Here is a 15,168-nt window from a genome sequence, read left to right as displayed (position 1 = left end):
GTGTTACAATGATTTGGAAACCAGACTTATTCAGCATAATGATGGAGGAAATGGTCTAGCTTATACTTTTACAAGAAGACCGGTAATCTTAGAGTATTACCAGAGATTTGATCGGATTGAAGATGCTATAGATTTTGAAAAGCAGGTGAAAGGGTGGAGTAGAAAAAAAAGGAAGCATTATTTAAAGAAGATTGGGATGAAATTGTGAGCTTGTCAAACTATAAAATAAATAACAGGTGAGTCTTTGACAGGCTCAGACTGACAAACAATAATACTAAATGAAATTACTAGAAGGAAAAACAGCGTTAATTACCGGCGCATCAAAAGGAATCGGGCGTAAAATTGCGGAGAAATTTGCAGAGCAGGGTGCTAATGTAGCATTCACCTATTTATCATCAGTAGAAAAGGGTCAGGCTTTAGAGCAGGAATTGCAAGGTTTTGGTACCAAAGTTAAAGGTTATCGTTCTGATGCTTCTAAATTTGATGAAGCTGAGCAATTGATCAATGATATTGTTGCAGAATTTGGAGCGATAGATATTGTGGTAAATAATGCCGGTATTACAAAAGATGGTTTATTAATGCGCATGAGCGAAGATAACTGGGATGATGTAATCAATGTGAATTTAAAATCGATCTTTAATGTAACCAAGGCAGCTTCTAAAGTAATGATGAAAGCCCGTAAAGGTGTTTTCATTAACATGAGTTCGGTAGTTGGTGTTCAGGGGAATGCAGGTCAGGCTAATTACGCCGCTTCTAAAGCAGGTATTATCGGTTTTACCAAATCAGTTGCGAAAGAGCTGGGATCGAGAAATATTCGTGCAAACGTGGTTGCACCAGGTTTTATCCGTACTGAAATGACCGAAGTTTTAGATCCTAAAGTGGTTGAAGGCTGGGAAAAAGATATTCCGTTAAAACGTGCAGGCGAAACAGAAGATATCGCCAACGTTTGTGTGTTCCTGGCTTCAGATATGAGCGCTTACGTAACCGGACAAACTTTGTCGGTTTGCGGTGGAATGCTTTAGTTAGGTAGAAGGTTGAAGGCTTAAGGTGGAGGGGTTTCCTTCCAAAGCTATGAGATATTAAAGAAGTCAAGTTTTCGAAACTTGACTTCTTTTGTTACTTCACAATATATTTCCCGTTTACTTCACTTATATCAGCCGGGTTTTTGTTTTTCTCAAAAGCTAAATAACCTGGTTGTAACGATTTCCAAAAAATGGCCTGATCCGGAAATTGCTTTGAGTACTTCTTTAAATTTTTATCGGTCATTTTGAACGGATAAATATTTACCGGAATCCTTTCCTGACCTGCATTCCGGGCTTCAACGCCTAAAATATACACTTCTTTAATTTTTTCATCCGTTAACGGAATACAACCAACCGTAACGCAATCGCCATGGATGTAAATATCACTTCCTGGTTTTCGATCTTTCCCTGTACGGGCATCATCTACTGTATTTGGATAATTTATACCCATTGATAAGTGAAATTTGCTCATCGGGTTGAAAACATTGATGTAGTAAAATCCCTCAGGTGTTTGTCCGTCACCTTCAATTACTTTTGGTCCTAAAGCACCTGAATGCGCGCAGAAATCGTAAGTAAGGAACAATTTATAACTGTTATCCGTATTTGCCTTCAGCCAAACTTCCAGTTTACCTTCACTTTTATAGGCATTGATTATCATTGAAAATTGATCGCCAAAACCATCGGCCAGGATAAATTTTCTTAATGTTTCCCATTTTTCGCCGTATGCCTTTTCTACTCTTTCAAATTTGATTTGATTAACTTTGAAATTATTTTGAGCGTTGACCATGAGGCTGAGGGATAGCAAAAATGTTAACCAGATTAATTTCATTAAGATTGATTTGGTTAAAACTAATGAATTTATTCTTTTTTAACCGCAAAGATCGCTGAGATTTTCACATTACCATGGCGCAAGGAACGCTAAGTTTGGATGATCACAATTTGTGCGTTGTGCTTGCACTACTTTGCGTAAATTCTTTGCTTACTTCGCGGTTAAATCTTGAAAATACCGTCAAAATTATCATCTTTATGAATTATGACTAGTTTTTTTTCAGGTACTGCTATTTTATCTTTTCTGGGTTGCCTGGCCTTAGGCGTACTGTATGCCTGGTTGCTTTACCGTGGTAACAAAAATCTGGATAAAAAACTCCAATATGCCTTAGCAGCATTGCGGACCATAGTAGTGACCACGATTGCCTGGTTCATATTTGCACCACTCATTAAAACTTTAAACTATACTTTAGATAAACCTGTAATTATTATCGGACAGGATAATTCCCTATCGGTTGGCCAGGTTAAATCGGCCGGATTTGACCAAAAACGATATGAACAAAACCTTAAAAAGCTACGGGATCACCTGGCAGATAAATATGAAGTAAAAGTGCTTCGCTTCGCAGATCAGGTTGCGGATGGCTTCGACTTTAAAAACCAGGGAAAATTAACAGATGCTTCTGCACTTTTTCAGAAAATCAGAGATGAGTATACCAACCGTAATGTTGGGGCAGTTGTTTTAGCGACTGATGGAATTTTTAACCATGGTGGCAACCCGTTATACAGCGTTAATCAGATCAATGCCCCAATTTATACCATTGCCTTGGGTGATAGTATTCCTAAACGCGATGTATTGATCTCGAATGTTAATTACAATAACATCGTATACCTGGATGATAATTTTACCGTTGAGGTTCAGGTACAGGCTTTTCAAAGCAACGGCGAAAGTACTTCATTAACCGTTAGCGAAAATGGTACGAGGATAGTGCAACAGAACATTTTGATTGATGGAGCTTCATTTGTTAAAACTCTCCCGGTAAAGATTCATGCCGGCAAAATTGGTGTGCAGAAGTACACGGTTCAATTAGGCACTTTAAAAAATGAAATCACCACGCGGAATAACATTCAGACTTTTTATGTGGAAGTTATTGACGGCAGGCAGAAGGTACTGCTCGCTGCTGCTGCACCTCATCCTGATTTGAGTGTTTTAAAGGAGGCTATTTCGCTCAATAAACACTATGAAGCTAAACTGGCTCTTGCAGATGATTTAAATGCGACAGATCCGTCTAAATTCGATTTAATTGTATTGTATCAGTTGCCCGATGCGCAGAATATGGCTTCAGTCTTTTTAAAAAAATTAACCGGATTAAAGAAACCGATCTGGTACATTGTGGGGGCACAAAGTGATATAAATGGTTTTAATCAGATTCAAAATCAAGTCAATCTGAGCTCAGCTAATGGTTCTGTTCAAGAGGTATATGCCGATTTCGCCAATGGTTTTACCAGTTTCAACCTGACGGATGAGGATAAAAGGCAGTTTTCCTCTTTCGACCCGTTGCTCAGCCCATTTGGAAGGCTGACGGTAAACGCAGGTGCCATACCGGTTTTTAATCAGCGTATAGGCAAAGTGAGCACCCAGCAGCCATTGTTATTTTTTGCTAATGAAAACGGATTAAAAACTGGTTATTTAATGGGAGAGGGCTTATGGCGGTGGAAACTTGCGGAGGCAGAAAATGAGGCGCCCCAACCTGTTTTAAATGATCTGATTTCGAAAACCGTTCAATACCTTTCGATTAAAGATGATAAACGCAGGTTTAAAGTGTTTACCGCTAAAGCAGCTTATGATGAAAATGAAAGCATCCAGTTTAATGCAACCCTTTATAACGACAGTTACCAGGCAGTAAATGAGCCTGAGGTAAATCTGCAGGTTAAAAATGAAGCTGGAAAAGTGTTTAATTATACCTTCTCTAAAACAGAAATGGGTTATCAGTTAGATGCCGGGACCATGCCTGCTGGTAATTATTCTTATGTAGCCAATACCGAGTTAGGAGGAAAGAAGTTTACTGCTTCAGGAAGTTTTTATGTAAATGCGCTGATTGCTGAATACCAACAAACAACAGCCAACCACCAGCTTTTAAATACGATGTCCAAACAAAGCAATGGTAAACTATTTATGCCTGAAGACCTGCTCAAAATAGCCGATGAGATTGCCAAAAACGACAACATTAAAACCATCAGTTACGAAGACCGTAAATATGATGAGCTGATTAACATGAAATGGCTCTTTGGCTTGATATTGATCTTATTAGGTACAGAATGGTTTCTAAGAAAAAGGAATGGAGAATTGTAAGTTCGGAGTTGGGGGTTATGAGTTTCGAGGCTTAGAACGCCAAACTATATATGTTATCCATGGAAAGGTGGTAATACCCGGCACCATTAAACATAAAGTACTTGTGACACCACGGAAAGCAAAAGGAATAGGGAGCTTAAGTTTGGAGACTCAGCACTCCGAACTAAAAACTCCAAACTGAGTTAGTGCCATTCATCCCGGTAAACAAACTTCGGCATGTGCCATTCGAAACGGATTGAAAGCAATCTCAAAGTTAAGCCAACTATGGCAGCCAAAATAGTTGCAAGCATTTCGGAACCATGAAAATGTTCCACACCGATATAAACCGCACCGGTAACAATGGCGGCACTGGCATAAATCTCTTTGCGGAAAAGAAAGGGTACGTCATTACAAAGTACATCGCGGAGTACACCGCCTGCGCAACCGGTGATCATCCCGCTAAAAAGTACAATTAAATAAGGTAGGTGTATCTGCTGCGCTACCTGACAACCAATAATGGTAAAAACAACCAAACCTAAAGCATCAAGGTAAAGGAAAAGCTTTTTGAGTCTGGTCATCATTGAGGCAATAAATGCAGCAAACAAGGCAGCTGCCGCAGTAATCACCAGATATTCTGGATGTTCAACCCAGCTCATGGGGTAATGGCCAAACAACACATTCCTCACCGTGCCGCCGCCTAAAGCCGTAACCCAGGCAATAATACAAACACCAACCCAATCCATATCGCGTCTGCCTGCAGAAAGTGCTGCGGTCATGGCTTCAGCCGTTATAGCAATAATATAGAGGACTTGGAGCATGGCTTGAGTTGAAACGTTACCTGTTATAAAGTTGAAACGTTAGCTGTTTAGGAAGTTTTTTATGACTTGATTGCTGAATTGTTTACTGCAAATGGGGAATTGCAAACTTAAAACTGCCGACTGAAAACTAATCTTTCTTCTCTTCCTGTATAATCACGAAAACATCTTCATTGTCTTTCTTCATGAAGTATTTTTCGCGGGCGAATTTTTCAGCTGTATTTAAATTGGTATTCAGCTCGTTTAAATCTTTTTTAACCTGGGCAGTTTCTTTCTCGAAATATTCTTTTTCTTCCTGCAGTTTGTTGGCCTGACTGCGGTATTCATATTGCGACATCATATCGTTTTTGTCGAAAAATAACATCCACATCGCAAAAGCGACTGTTGCAAGGAAATATTTATTGCGGAAAAGATCTATTAAACGTTTCATAGTTCGAGATATGAGTATTGAGATATTCGCATAAAGCCAAACAAATATAGGATTAAAATAAAAACATCCGAAGATTTAAAATCTCCGGATGTTTCACAAATTAGTTTTTCAACTTCTTAACACCTCTTTGCCTTACGGCCTCTTTTCTAAAGAAGAGGAAGAAAGTCCCTTTTAGGGAATTTATTGGTTATTTCTTAGCATATTTGAATTTCGAACCGATGAAACGGGCATTTTCGCCTAATTCTTCTTCAATACGTAATAACTGATTGTATTTTGCAATCCTGTCTGAACGTGAAGCCGAACCGGTTTTAATCTGTCCGCAGTTTAATGCAACAGCTAAATCAGCAATGGTAACATCTTCAGTTTCGCCAGAACGGTGACTCATTACTGAGGTGTAACCACTGTTTTGTGCTAAAGTTACCGCATTGATGGTTTCGGTTAATGAACCGATTTGATTTACTTTTACCAGGATAGAGTTCGCAGTATCTTCATCAATACCACGTTGTAACCGGGTTACGTTAGTTACAAATAAATCGTCGCCAACCAATTGAACGCGGTCGCCAACTTTATCAGTTAAAGTTTTCCAACCAGCCCAATCGTTTTCATCCATACCATCTTCAATAGAGATAATTGGATATTTAGCAGAAAGATCAGCTAAATATTGTGCCTGCTCTTCGCTTGAACGGATTGCGCCTTTATCGCCTTCAAATTTAGTATAATCGTATTTACCGTCTTTATAGAACTCAGATGATGCACAATCCAAAGCTAAACAGATTTGCGAACCTGGTTGGTAACCAGCAGTTTCAATGGCTTTTAATACAGTTTCAATGGCATCTTCAGTACCATCAAAAGTTGGCGCAAAACCGCCTTCATCACCTACGGCAGTAGATAAGCCTCTGTCGTGAAGAATTTTTTTCAAACTATGGAAAACTTCAGTTCCCCAACGTAAAGCCTCAGAGAAAGAAGGCGCACCTACCGGCATAATCATAAACTCCTGGAACGCGATAGGCGCATCAGAGTGAGAACCGCCATTGATGATGTTCATCATCGGGATAGGTAGTGTATTTGCATTAACACCGCCGATGTAACGGTATAACGGCTGACCGATTTCGTCAGCAGCAGCTTTTGCAACCGCTAAAGAAACACCCAAAATAGCATTAGCGCCTAAGTTACCTTTGTTTTCGGTACCATCAAGGTCTAACATAATTTTGTCAATCGCGTTTTGTTCAAAAACATCAATACCTCTTAGTGCATCAGCAATTTTGGTATTTACATTTTCTACTGCTTTCAAAACGCCTTTTCCTAAATATGTAGATTTATCTCCATCACGTAATTCAACAGCTTCATATTGCCCGGTAGATGCACCACTTGGTACTGCAGCACGGCCAAATGCACCTGCTTCTGTCGCAACTTCTACTTCTACTGTTGGATTTCCTCTTGAATCGAGGATTTGTCTCGCATGGACATTAACAATTATGCTCATTTTTATCTTAATTTTTGTTGATTTCTTAACCTGCTTAGTGTATAAAGTACAATTACTAAGCGCAACATCAAAGTTAGTATAATTTTTAAATAAATAAAGCGTTTTGAGGCGCAATGTTACGATAGTTGATTGAGTTGATAGATGGTTAATTTTAAGTTTATATTAACGGCGAAACCGATGTAGGTTGCAGCTTAATAGGTATTAAGTACTGATGTTGGTTTGAAAAGCAATTGCAGTATTACTTCGGTTGGGGCTGGCCCCGCTTTTCATTACAAGTCCTCTCCCGATGAAAAATCGGGATTGCGGGCTTTTCATTTCAATCGGGTTTAAATGACTTAGGTTCGGTAAATTATAGGAAGCAATGCCCGTGCTGAAGATGCCGTCATCCCGATTGCTATAACTGCAAGATCAGGAAGCATTAGAATGGTGATATTTATCGGTCGGTGTCTCACCGACCGAAATAGAACTTCTTTATTTTTTAGCCTCCGCCAAAAGTTCCGAATTTAGACGAACATATTCATCAACCTTTGCTGCTTTTGCAACCTCAATTCCTTGTTGTGCAGTAGCTGCAGCCGCTGCTTTGTCGCCCATTTTTAATTGAATGCGACCTTTCCAAAGTTTAAACCAGGGCGCTTTTGGATCCGATTTTTCTGCTTCCGTCATCCATTCCAAAGCCTGTTTTAAATCTTTTCCATGCTGAAAATAATATTGTGCCGCGGCAAAATAGGGTTTCTTGTCACCTTTCATTGCTTCGGAAATATTGGCCATTACTTTTTCATCAATGGAAGTGGTAATATTAACGGCATATGCACTATTTTCCCACATCATGTTTAAAATAGCCGAAGTTTCATTAACCGATGAGAACTGCATGGTTAAAGTTTCTACTTTATCTTTCAAAGCAATCGTTTTTACCTTTACCCGGAGTACGTCGTCACTTTCCTTATAATCGTATGCACCCCATTGGTCGGCAGTTTTATTGAAAATAATGGTCCACTCATTTTTACCAGGGATACTGAACAAGCTATATTCACCTGCTGGTAAATCTTTGCCTTCAATTTTAACGTCGTCGGTAAATTTAATCCTCGTAGCAGCATTTGCACCGTTACGCCAAACTACACCCATCGGTTCTATACCACCAAAAATTTTGCGGCTTTTTACATTCGGACGTGAATACGTTAAGGTTATTTTGCCCAATCCAAAATCCTGAACCAGTGTTTGGCCACTACTGGCTTGTGGAAATCTGGCTTCCTGCGCATTTCCAAAATCTGCTACACCCAAAATTGCCACAAACAGCACTATTGATTTGATTGATAATTTCATTACTTTGTTGTTTTTGTTTCGTGCGAATTTACGCAATAAGCGCCGGGTTTAACAAAAGTTTTAATGAGCATTTAGATCAGTTGATTTTTCCTGAAACCAAAAATCAGCTCATCAAAATATTCGCCGTTTTTAAAAATAGTTCCCTTTAATTCGGCTTCGAAGACAAAACCTGATTTCTGTAAAACTCTTTGTGAGGCCAGATTGGTGTGTGATGTCCTGGCGAAAATCCTTTCGATATCAAAGGTTTCAAATCCATATCGAAGCATTTCCTTAACCACAGGTGCAACTATGCCTTTACCCCAATGTTCTTCCCCAATCCAATATCCCATTTCTGCACTTTTGCAATAAATATCTGCCAGTTGATGCACACCTATTGATCCAATTACTTCATTATTCAACACAATGGCTTTGATCTGTAAGGGAGCGTGACCCGTGGCCAGTTGGATAAATGCTTCTCCATCTTTTTTTTCGTATGGAAATGGAAATTTATTGGTTAGGTTTTTAGAGATGTTGTAGTTATTGGCATGTTTAACAAGATCATTCACATCAGTTGATTGAAAGGGGCGTAAAATAAGTTGCATGGCATAAGGTTTTGCTGTGATTTCCGCAATCTATAAACTTTTACCAAAACATCAATCAAATCCGCTGATTCTAGTTATCCGGGATTTTATAGCATATTTAATTTGAGATCATTAATTCTTTAAAAATGCTTTTTGTTTAATGTTGCTAGTTATGTTTCTGGCTAGTGCTGTCGCTTCAATAAAAATATCATGAATCTCAATTTTATCCATGGTTTATGTCCGTACAGACTATTTATGAATATAATATTTTTGAAAAAAAACTAAGTAGGTTTAAGAGACCACGACCCGATTGTTTTTAAATATTCGCAAACAAAAAGTTTAACCTGGCCAGCTCTATTTTAATCTGGTTCATGCCAATTAAACCACCCGACATGCCGCTTGATTGCTGAAAAACATTTACGGTAAGCTCATTTTCTTCGCCTGGCATCATGGTTACGCTGAATTTGTAGTAGGTTGTAAATGCACCCAATAATAGTCTTTTTATGCGGCTGCCTTTTTCTAAAATTAAATTCCCGAATTGTTGATCTATTACCTTGTAGCCTTGTAATTCAAAAAGCCCGGTAATTTTTTTAGTCATTTCCTCTATAGAGATATCTTTATACAGGTTCGAAATCAATCCATCAACCGTTTGCAGGTTTTTTACAAAAAAAGTCATAATAGTAAACAGGGTTATTTTAGTTCATCTAATACCTTAAACAACTTTTTGTTGATACTGTTCCCGCTATAGTTATTAATGTTGATCACGACCACATATTTATTGCCTGCCACATCGGTGTGGTAACCTGCAAATGCCGAAACATCATTGATGGTTCCGCTTTTAATCTTCATGCCATTGTATTCAGGTAGGGCTTTGTAATAATCAGAAAACCAATTTTCTTTTTGGACCTGGAAAAGTATGTTTGCCATTGCCGAAGTCGTAACCCTATCGCCGGGAGAAAGTCCGCTGCCATCAATGATATTAAGAGCATTTTTATCGATGCCCTTACCGGCCCAGAAATTAATCTCGGTTTCTGCACCTTTGCTTGTTGTAGCTTCCTTACCCATTTTTATGGCAATGGTTTTTAAAAGTGATTCTCCATATAAATTAATGCTTTTCTTTAAAAACCAATAGGTAATCTCGCTTAAATTTGGCGAAGTGACGGTACTTATTTTCTGTGTAACGGGAGGAATAACCTGGTTGTTTAAAGCCATCAATCTGGTAGTCGTAGCTGGCTGGTCGGCGAAAATTCCCAGCCTTTTCAATGTATCCTGCAAACGGTAAGCGCAATCAAAGGCAGGATCAGGCAAAGCAACCGAAATGCCCGTCTTGGCAATCCCCATACCCCAACTCCCGCGGAGGTAAGCTGTATTGCTATAAGGTGGGAGAAAGGCATAACTTCTGTCGCCAGTACCGGATGCCCCGGTTTTTAATTCATTTACAATTTGAACATAAGGGGTTGCCGGAACCGTTTTTACGATTTTTACCTTGTCAGCTGTGCTGCTGCCAGCCCGAAGGTGGATATCGAACTGATTTTCACGCCAGGCTAAGCCCGAAGTACCTGCGCCATAATAATTACCAATGTCCTGCCATATCCATCCTTCAGGCGTGGTTTGCGTACCAAAAATACGGTCATCACCAATTATAGCGCCATCAATTTTCTTTATTCCAGCTACTTTTATGGCATCAACCCACTGCTTTAAAATGGTGTTTTCTTTGTTTTGATAACGCCATGAACCCAAAGTGGGGTCCCCGCTGCCCATGATCATGAGGTTGCCCTTCAATACTCCATCGGTGGTAACCGTACCAGTGTAAGCCAAAGTAGTTTGGTATTGGAAATCTTTTCCTAATATACTAAAGGCAGTGGCAGCGGTAATGGTTTTCAGGGTTGAAGCAGTAGCCAAACCAATCTGCTCGTTTTTGGCATATAATGTTTTGCCCGTATTGGCATCCAAAATGCAAAGCGAAACGAGGGCATGCTTAGCTTGCTCATCGTTTAATAAATTGTTAAAAGCTTTTTCGATATTTTGAATCCTGTTTTGGGCATTTGCTAAAGTTGCTATGCAGCACAATAGGGATAATATTTTTAAAAATTTCATTCTGTAATGAGGGTTATTTACAACAGAAAACTGGTGTAATTGGCTTTGTTGATAACGCGTGTTTCGTTGGTGGGGTATGCATCTAAAAAGGTTGATGGAAACCTGACTTTTTTATTTCCGTTCCATTTAATTTCTATCGCATTTATTTTTCCATTAATCTCTTCTATTAAATCAATTTTCTGCTGTTGAAAACTGCGCCAAAAATAATACCTGGCAAGCTTTCTTTTATTATGATTGGCCTTAATATGTTCTGATATGATGTAATTCTCAAAAAGCTGACCAGCATCTTGCCTTAAGCCGATCGGATTAAAGTTTTCGATCAGGGCATTCCGGATTCCGGTATCGTAAAAGTAGATTTTTTTGCTCTTTTTGATTTCGTTCCGTAAGCTGCTGCTGTAAGCACTTAACCTAAATACCACAAAACATTGCTCCAGTAAATCAACGTAGCGCTCAGCAGTTGCTTTATCAGCTTCTATCATCTGTCCGAGTTCGGTATAAGAAACTTCATTGCCAATCTGAAGAGCCAGTGCCTGTACCAGTTTTTCGAGCTGTAAGGGTTTTCTGATGCCTGTAAGTGATAAAATATCTTTAAAAAGATAACTATTCGCCAGGTTTAATAACAGTTCCTTTTCTTCCCCAGGATAATTGATTGCATCAGGATAAGTTCCGTAAAGCAGTCTTTTTTCCAAAGCTTGCTCTTCAATCAGCACATTGGTATCATCAACGAGTTCGGCAACCGAAAAAGGATAGAGATGGTATTCGAATTTCCTGCCGGTTAACGGCTCTTTAATACCTGCAGCCAGATCTAACGATGAAGAGCCTGTAACCAAAAGCTGTACATCGGTGAAGTGGTCAACAATCAGTTTAAGTGTTAAGCCAATATTGGTAACGCGCTGTGCTTCACCGATAAAAATGATTTTATTGGATCCGACGATCGATTTCAGCCTTTGGATGCTGATATCGGTTAAGGTAGTACGTATGTTCGCCTCATCACAATTTAGAAAAACAAAGGGTAATCCGGTTTTTTGTACCAATTGTTTCAACAAGGTGGTTTTACCCACTTGCCTTGCACCCGTAACAATAATGGCTTTTTGTTTAAAAAACTTCGATTCGATATGTTTTTGCAGATTTCTGACAATCATTTCAATACATCTTCTTTTATTTCAAATGTAATGAAATTTCGTTCTAATCACTAAATTATATGTAAAAAAGAGATTGTAATCACCAAATTATATATTTCTTTGGGATAGATTAGCCGTTAAATAGTTTATGACGTTTAATTTCTTTTCCTTGCCTTAACTTAACCGCATGGTAAAAGCTGGGTACATCATTTGTCCATTTTTTAAGGGTGAGTACAATGGCAATTATTTCTAATCTGGTAGCCAGGCCGAGCCAAAAACAAATTTCAAAAAGTACGACTGATTCGCAATATACCATAACGGCGACCAGGGTGGCGAATATGGTCAGTGTCCAGATTTTAGCACCGATCGAATGCGTGGCTATTTCCTTTTTAAATTTGATATAACTTAGCACATAAGTAGAGACTTCAAAAGCCCCCAGTATGACCAGTTTTATGAGGTTGGTTTTAAAAAAACCAGGACATTGGATGTAAGTGGCGACTGCAACCGAAATAAAAAACACCTGATCGATGCCTGAATCCAAGCGCCTTAACTTTTCTGAAGAGATATGGAGCTTACGGGCGATGATCCCATCAAAAACATCGGTTAACAAACCAACAGATAATAAAGTAATGGCTAAAAAAGAATAATGGCTAACGTGGAAAATGCTTAATAGAATAATTCCAAAACCGATAAACAACCTGGAATAAATTAAAGCGATTGGAATATGTTTCATGATGGAGCGTGCATAAAAAAGCCCCCAGATAAGATCGGGGGGCTTTGGTGAATTAATTAAACCAATTCTTTCTGAACCAGGTATTCGGCAATCTGAACGGCATTGGTTGCTGCGCCTTTGCGTAAGTTATCGGCAACAATCCAAAGGTTTAATGCTTTCGGTGCCGATTCATCTCTACGGATACGGCCTACGAAAACTTCATCTTTTTCATGTGCATCTTTTGGCATCGGGTATTTGAGGTTGGCAACATCATCAACGACAATTACGCCTGGTGCTTTTTCTAAAATACTACGCACTTCTGCTAAATCGAAATCATTTTCAAACTCGATATTAACTGATTCTGAATGACCGCCCATAACCGGAATGCGAACGGTGGTAGCGGTAACTTTAATGTTATTATCGCTCATGATTTTGTTCGTTTCCTTCACCATTTTCATTTCTTCTTTGGTATATCCGTTATCGGTGAAAACATCAATATGCGGAAGCACGTTCAGGTCGATTTCGTATGGATAAGCTTTAGGGCCATCAATGCCTTTGCGCTCGTTCATTAACTGTTCAACGGCTTTAACCCCTGTTCCAGTAACCGATTGGTAAGTAGAAACAATTACACGTTTGATTTTGTATTTATCGTGCAACGGTTTTAAAACGACCACCATCTGAATGGTTGAGCAGTTCGGGTTAGCAATGATTTTGTTGTCGATAGAAAGTTCATGCGCGTTCACTTCTGGTACAATTAATTTAATTGCAGGGTCCATTCTCCAGGCAGAAGAGTTATCGATAACGGTTGTTCCGGCTTCCTTAAAACGAGGTGCGTGCTCTAAAGAAGTATTTCCACCTGCTGAAAACAATGCGATATCTGGTTTCATGCTGATTGCAGTATCCATGCTAACAATTGGGAACTTCTTACCCTTAAAAGTAATTTCCTTACCAACACTCTTTTCTGATGCTACGGGAATCAACTCTGTTAAAGGGAAATTTCTTTCCTCCAATACTTTTAACATGACAGTGCCCACCAATCCGGTGGCACCCACTACTGCTACTTTCATTTTAATTTTGTTATATTAGTTATACTATTTTGATATAAGTTCAAATATGCTAAAAATTAAGCTGATATCCCTATTGTCGCCAATTAAATTTGCTTTTTGTATTTAAAATTTTTGGTTTTCGATAGAAAATATGGTTAAAGAATAAGGTATGGGTGGAGACTTCCGAAGTTTCTTAATTACGTGACACAGGATAACATTGGAAGTCAATGTGGATGTTTTATCTTGGAAAGGAGGTTTCAGCGTGTATCGGTTACGACAGTCCTGCTATCACTATAATCTTTTTAAACAACAACTGTTATGCCGAAGTATGAAGTGTCTGTTTCATCGGGTACAGCTAGCAAATTTATGGGGCCTGCACTTAAAAAAGTATTGCCGTTCTATCAGGTTTAGATAAACAGAGACAGTTCTCCTGATAATGGATGAGGTTTGGGTTATTGAAAAAAGGAGAGGATTTAATTTGTGAAGATAGGATCTCTTCATTTCGCTTCGCTTCATCCGATAGGGGATCGGATTTAGAGGCAAGCCTGTTTTAAACCCCGCAGATTTTTAAAACCTGCAGGGCATAGTAAGTTTAAATCAAATTAGCTTTGATATAATCGCAGCTGGTTTTAATCGAGCCAATTGGATCTGGTTTGTAATTGTTTTCGTGCTCTACAAAAAAATGTTGCATTCCTGAAAGTTTCGCCTGGGCAAAAATGGTTTTAAAATCAATCGACCCTTTACCCACTTCGGTGTTTAATTCAGGTTTGGTTTTATCCATATCTTTAACATGCCACATCGGGAAACGGCCCGGATATTTTTTAAACAGAGCCAATGGATCGTTACCTGAACGGACAACCCAGTATAAGTCCATTTCAAAGTTGACCAGGTTTTTATCGGTTTCGCTTAAATAAACATCATAACCGGTGGTGTCGCCCAGTTTCTTAAATTCGAAATCGTGGTTGTGGTAGGCAAACTTTAAGCCCGATGCCTTTGCTATTTCGGCTACTTTGTTAAAATCATCGGCTGTTTTTTTAAAACCATCCACACCTTTACTCATATCAACATGGGCACCGGCAATGGTAAAATATTTACCGCCAATAGTTACTGAAGATTCAATATCAGCTTTTAATTTGTCAGTTTTTCCGGTTTTAGAAAACTCATCCATCCCGTAATGTCCGCTTGGCGCTTTTAAACCGTTTGCATTTAATAACGCCTTAAATTCCTTTGGTGTTAAACCCCAGAATTTTCCGTTAGAAAAGCCATAGGTTTCCACTTCCTTGTAACCGGCTTGTGCTACTTTTTCAATAATGCCTCTTACATCTTTGGGTAATTCATCGCGTAAGGTATACAGCTGTAAACCAACATTTTTACTGGCTTTATCAAAGGCAAAAGATGGAATTAACAATGCCGCTCCGGCCGCTAATCCTGCCTGCTTTAGGAATGTCCTTCTTGAATTCATCGC

15 protein-coding genes are annotated in these 15,168 nt (G+C 39.0%); 3 read left to right on the top strand and 12 right to left on the bottom strand.

Features of this window, described 5'->3' with window-relative positions; translation table 11 throughout:
* The first annotated feature begins 13 nt into the window (after positions 1-13).
* Positions 14-208: a GIY-YIG nuclease family protein gene (locus ACK1I8_RS13450; protein WP_412465882.1), complete on the top strand. Its 195-nt coding sequence runs from the start codon at positions 14-16 to the stop codon at positions 206-208.
* 70 nt (positions 209-278) lie between these two features.
* A complete protein-coding gene (fabG, locus tag ACK1I8_RS13445) occupies positions 279-1,022 on the top strand; it encodes a 3-oxoacyl-[acyl-carrier-protein] reductase (RefSeq protein ID WP_412465881.1) in 744 nt (247 codons plus the stop codon).
* 94 nt (positions 1,023-1,116) lie between these two features.
* On the opposite strand, the gene ACK1I8_RS13440 is transcribed toward fabG, so the two are convergent.
* Positions 1,117-1,809, bottom strand: a complete 693-nt coding sequence (locus tag ACK1I8_RS13440; protein ID WP_412465880.1) for a L,D-transpeptidase family protein — start codon at positions 1,807-1,809, stop codon at positions 1,117-1,119.
* Positions 1,810-2,055: 246 nt separating this feature from the next.
* Between ACK1I8_RS13440 and ACK1I8_RS13435 the strand changes: the two genes are divergently transcribed.
* Entirely contained in the window at positions 2,056-4,140 is a 2,085-nt protein-coding gene (locus ACK1I8_RS13435; protein WP_412465879.1) for a hypothetical protein, read from the top strand.
* Between the two features lie 182 nt (positions 4,141-4,322).
* Here ACK1I8_RS13435 and ACK1I8_RS13430 read toward each other — a convergent pair whose 3' ends face one another.
* From ACK1I8_RS13430 to ACK1I8_RS13380, 11 genes are all read right to left on the bottom strand, one after another.
* Positions 4,323-4,937 carry a trimeric intracellular cation channel family protein gene (locus tag ACK1I8_RS13430; protein WP_412465878.1) on the bottom strand — a complete coding sequence of 205 codons (615 nt, stop codon included), beginning with the start codon at positions 4,935-4,937 and terminating at the stop codon, positions 4,323-4,325.
* A gap of 127 nt (positions 4,938-5,064) precedes the next feature.
* The gene (locus tag ACK1I8_RS13425) at positions 5,065-5,364 is read right to left on the bottom strand and encodes an FtsB family cell division protein (RefSeq protein ID WP_025145767.1); all 300 of its coding nucleotides are present in this window, start codon (positions 5,362-5,364) and stop codon (positions 5,065-5,067) included.
* Positions 5,365-5,551: 187 nt separating this feature from the next.
* The gene (gene eno, locus ACK1I8_RS13420; protein ID WP_412465877.1) at positions 5,552-6,847 is read right to left on the bottom strand and encodes a phosphopyruvate hydratase; all 1,296 of its coding nucleotides are present in this window, start codon (positions 6,845-6,847) and stop codon (positions 5,552-5,554) included.
* Positions 6,848-7,318: 471 nt separating this feature from the next.
* Entirely contained in the window at positions 7,319-8,167 is an 849-nt protein-coding gene (locus ACK1I8_RS13415; RefSeq protein WP_412465876.1) for a DUF2911 domain-containing protein, read from the bottom strand.
* Positions 8,168-8,238: 71 nt separating this feature from the next.
* Complete coding sequence (locus ACK1I8_RS13410) at positions 8,239-8,748, bottom strand: GNAT family N-acetyltransferase (RefSeq protein WP_412465875.1); 510 nt, start codon at positions 8,746-8,748, stop codon at positions 8,239-8,241.
* Positions 8,749-9,043: 295 nt separating this feature from the next.
* Positions 9,044-9,403 carry a hypothetical protein gene (locus ACK1I8_RS13405; RefSeq protein ID WP_412465874.1) on the bottom strand — a complete coding sequence of 120 codons (360 nt, stop codon included), beginning with the start codon at positions 9,401-9,403 and terminating at the stop codon, positions 9,044-9,046.
* A gap of 14 nt (positions 9,404-9,417) precedes the next feature.
* A complete protein-coding gene (dacB, locus tag ACK1I8_RS13400; protein ID WP_412465873.1) occupies positions 9,418-10,824 on the bottom strand; it encodes a D-alanyl-D-alanine carboxypeptidase/D-alanyl-D-alanine-endopeptidase in 1,407 nt (468 codons plus the stop codon).
* Positions 10,825-10,841: 17 nt separating this feature from the next.
* Entirely contained in the window at positions 10,842-11,966 is a 1,125-nt protein-coding gene (locus tag ACK1I8_RS13395; RefSeq protein WP_412465872.1) for an ATP-binding protein, read from the bottom strand.
* 109 nt (positions 11,967-12,075) lie between these two features.
* The gene (locus ACK1I8_RS13390) at positions 12,076-12,678 is read right to left on the bottom strand and encodes a CDP-alcohol phosphatidyltransferase family protein (RefSeq protein ID WP_412465871.1); all 603 of its coding nucleotides are present in this window, start codon (positions 12,676-12,678) and stop codon (positions 12,076-12,078) included.
* Between the two features lie 56 nt (positions 12,679-12,734).
* On the bottom strand, positions 12,735-13,724 hold the full coding sequence (locus tag ACK1I8_RS13385; protein ID WP_090501707.1) for an aspartate-semialdehyde dehydrogenase: 990 nt from the start codon (positions 13,722-13,724) through the stop codon (positions 12,735-12,737).
* A 571-nt stretch (positions 13,725-14,295) separates the two neighbouring features.
* Positions 14,296-15,165, bottom strand: coding sequence for a sugar phosphate isomerase/epimerase family protein (locus ACK1I8_RS13380; RefSeq protein WP_412465870.1), 870 nt, complete (start codon positions 15,163-15,165; stop codon positions 14,296-14,298).
* Between the last annotated feature and the right edge of the window lie 3 nt (positions 15,166-15,168).

It is taken from the genome of Pedobacter sp. KLB.chiD, from assembly GCF_047040275.1.
Lineage (GTDB): Bacteria > Bacteroidota > Bacteroidia > Sphingobacteriales > Sphingobacteriaceae > Pedobacter.
The sequence above is the reverse complement of the archived record's forward strand: the minus strand, read 5'-3'. Positions and strand labels throughout refer to the sequence as shown.

Bases quoted from the DNA above. Each gene is read 5' to 3' on its own strand.
- fabG (WP_412465881.1), top strand. From the start codon at position 279: ATGAAATTACTAGAAGGAAAAACAGCGTTAATTACCGGCGCATCAAAA.
- ACK1I8_RS13410 (WP_412465875.1), bottom strand. From the start codon at position 8,748: ATGCAACTTATTTTACGCCCCTTTCAATCAACTGATGTGAATGATCTT.
- ACK1I8_RS13405 (WP_412465874.1), bottom strand. From the start codon at position 9,403: ATGACTTTTTTTGTAAAAAACCTGCAAACGGTTGATGGATTGATTTCG.
- ACK1I8_RS13385 (WP_090501707.1), bottom strand. From the start codon at position 13,724: ATGAAAGTAGCAGTAGTGGGTGCCACCGGATTGGTGGGCACTGTCATG.
- ACK1I8_RS13440 (WP_412465880.1), bottom strand. From the start codon at position 1,809: ATGGTCAACGCTCAAAATAATTTCAAAGTTAATCAAATCAAATTTGAA.
- ACK1I8_RS13415 (WP_412465876.1), bottom strand. From the start codon at position 8,167: ATGAAATTATCAATCAAATCAATAGTGCTGTTTGTGGCAATTTTGGGT.
- ACK1I8_RS13390 (WP_412465871.1), bottom strand. From the start codon at position 12,678: ATGAAACATATTCCAATCGCTTTAATTTATTCCAGGTTGTTTATCGGT.
- ACK1I8_RS13395 (WP_412465872.1), bottom strand. From the start codon at position 11,966: ATGATTGTCAGAAATCTGCAAAAACATATCGAATCGAAGTTTTTTAAA.
- dacB (WP_412465873.1), bottom strand. From the start codon at position 10,824: ATGAAATTTTTAAAAATATTATCCCTATTGTGCTGCATAGCAACTTTA.
- ACK1I8_RS13380 (WP_412465870.1), bottom strand. From the start codon at position 15,165: ATGAATTCAAGAAGGACATTCCTAAAGCAGGCAGGATTAGCGGCCGGA.
- eno (WP_412465877.1), bottom strand. From the start codon at position 6,847: ATGAGCATAATTGTTAATGTCCATGCGAGACAAATCCTCGATTCAAGA.
- ACK1I8_RS13435 (WP_412465879.1), top strand. From the start codon at position 2,056: ATGACTAGTTTTTTTTCAGGTACTGCTATTTTATCTTTTCTGGGTTGC.
- ACK1I8_RS13430 (WP_412465878.1), bottom strand. From the start codon at position 4,937: ATGCTCCAAGTCCTCTATATTATTGCTATAACGGCTGAAGCCATGACC.
- ACK1I8_RS13425 (WP_025145767.1), bottom strand. From the start codon at position 5,364: ATGAAACGTTTAATAGATCTTTTCCGCAATAAATATTTCCTTGCAACA.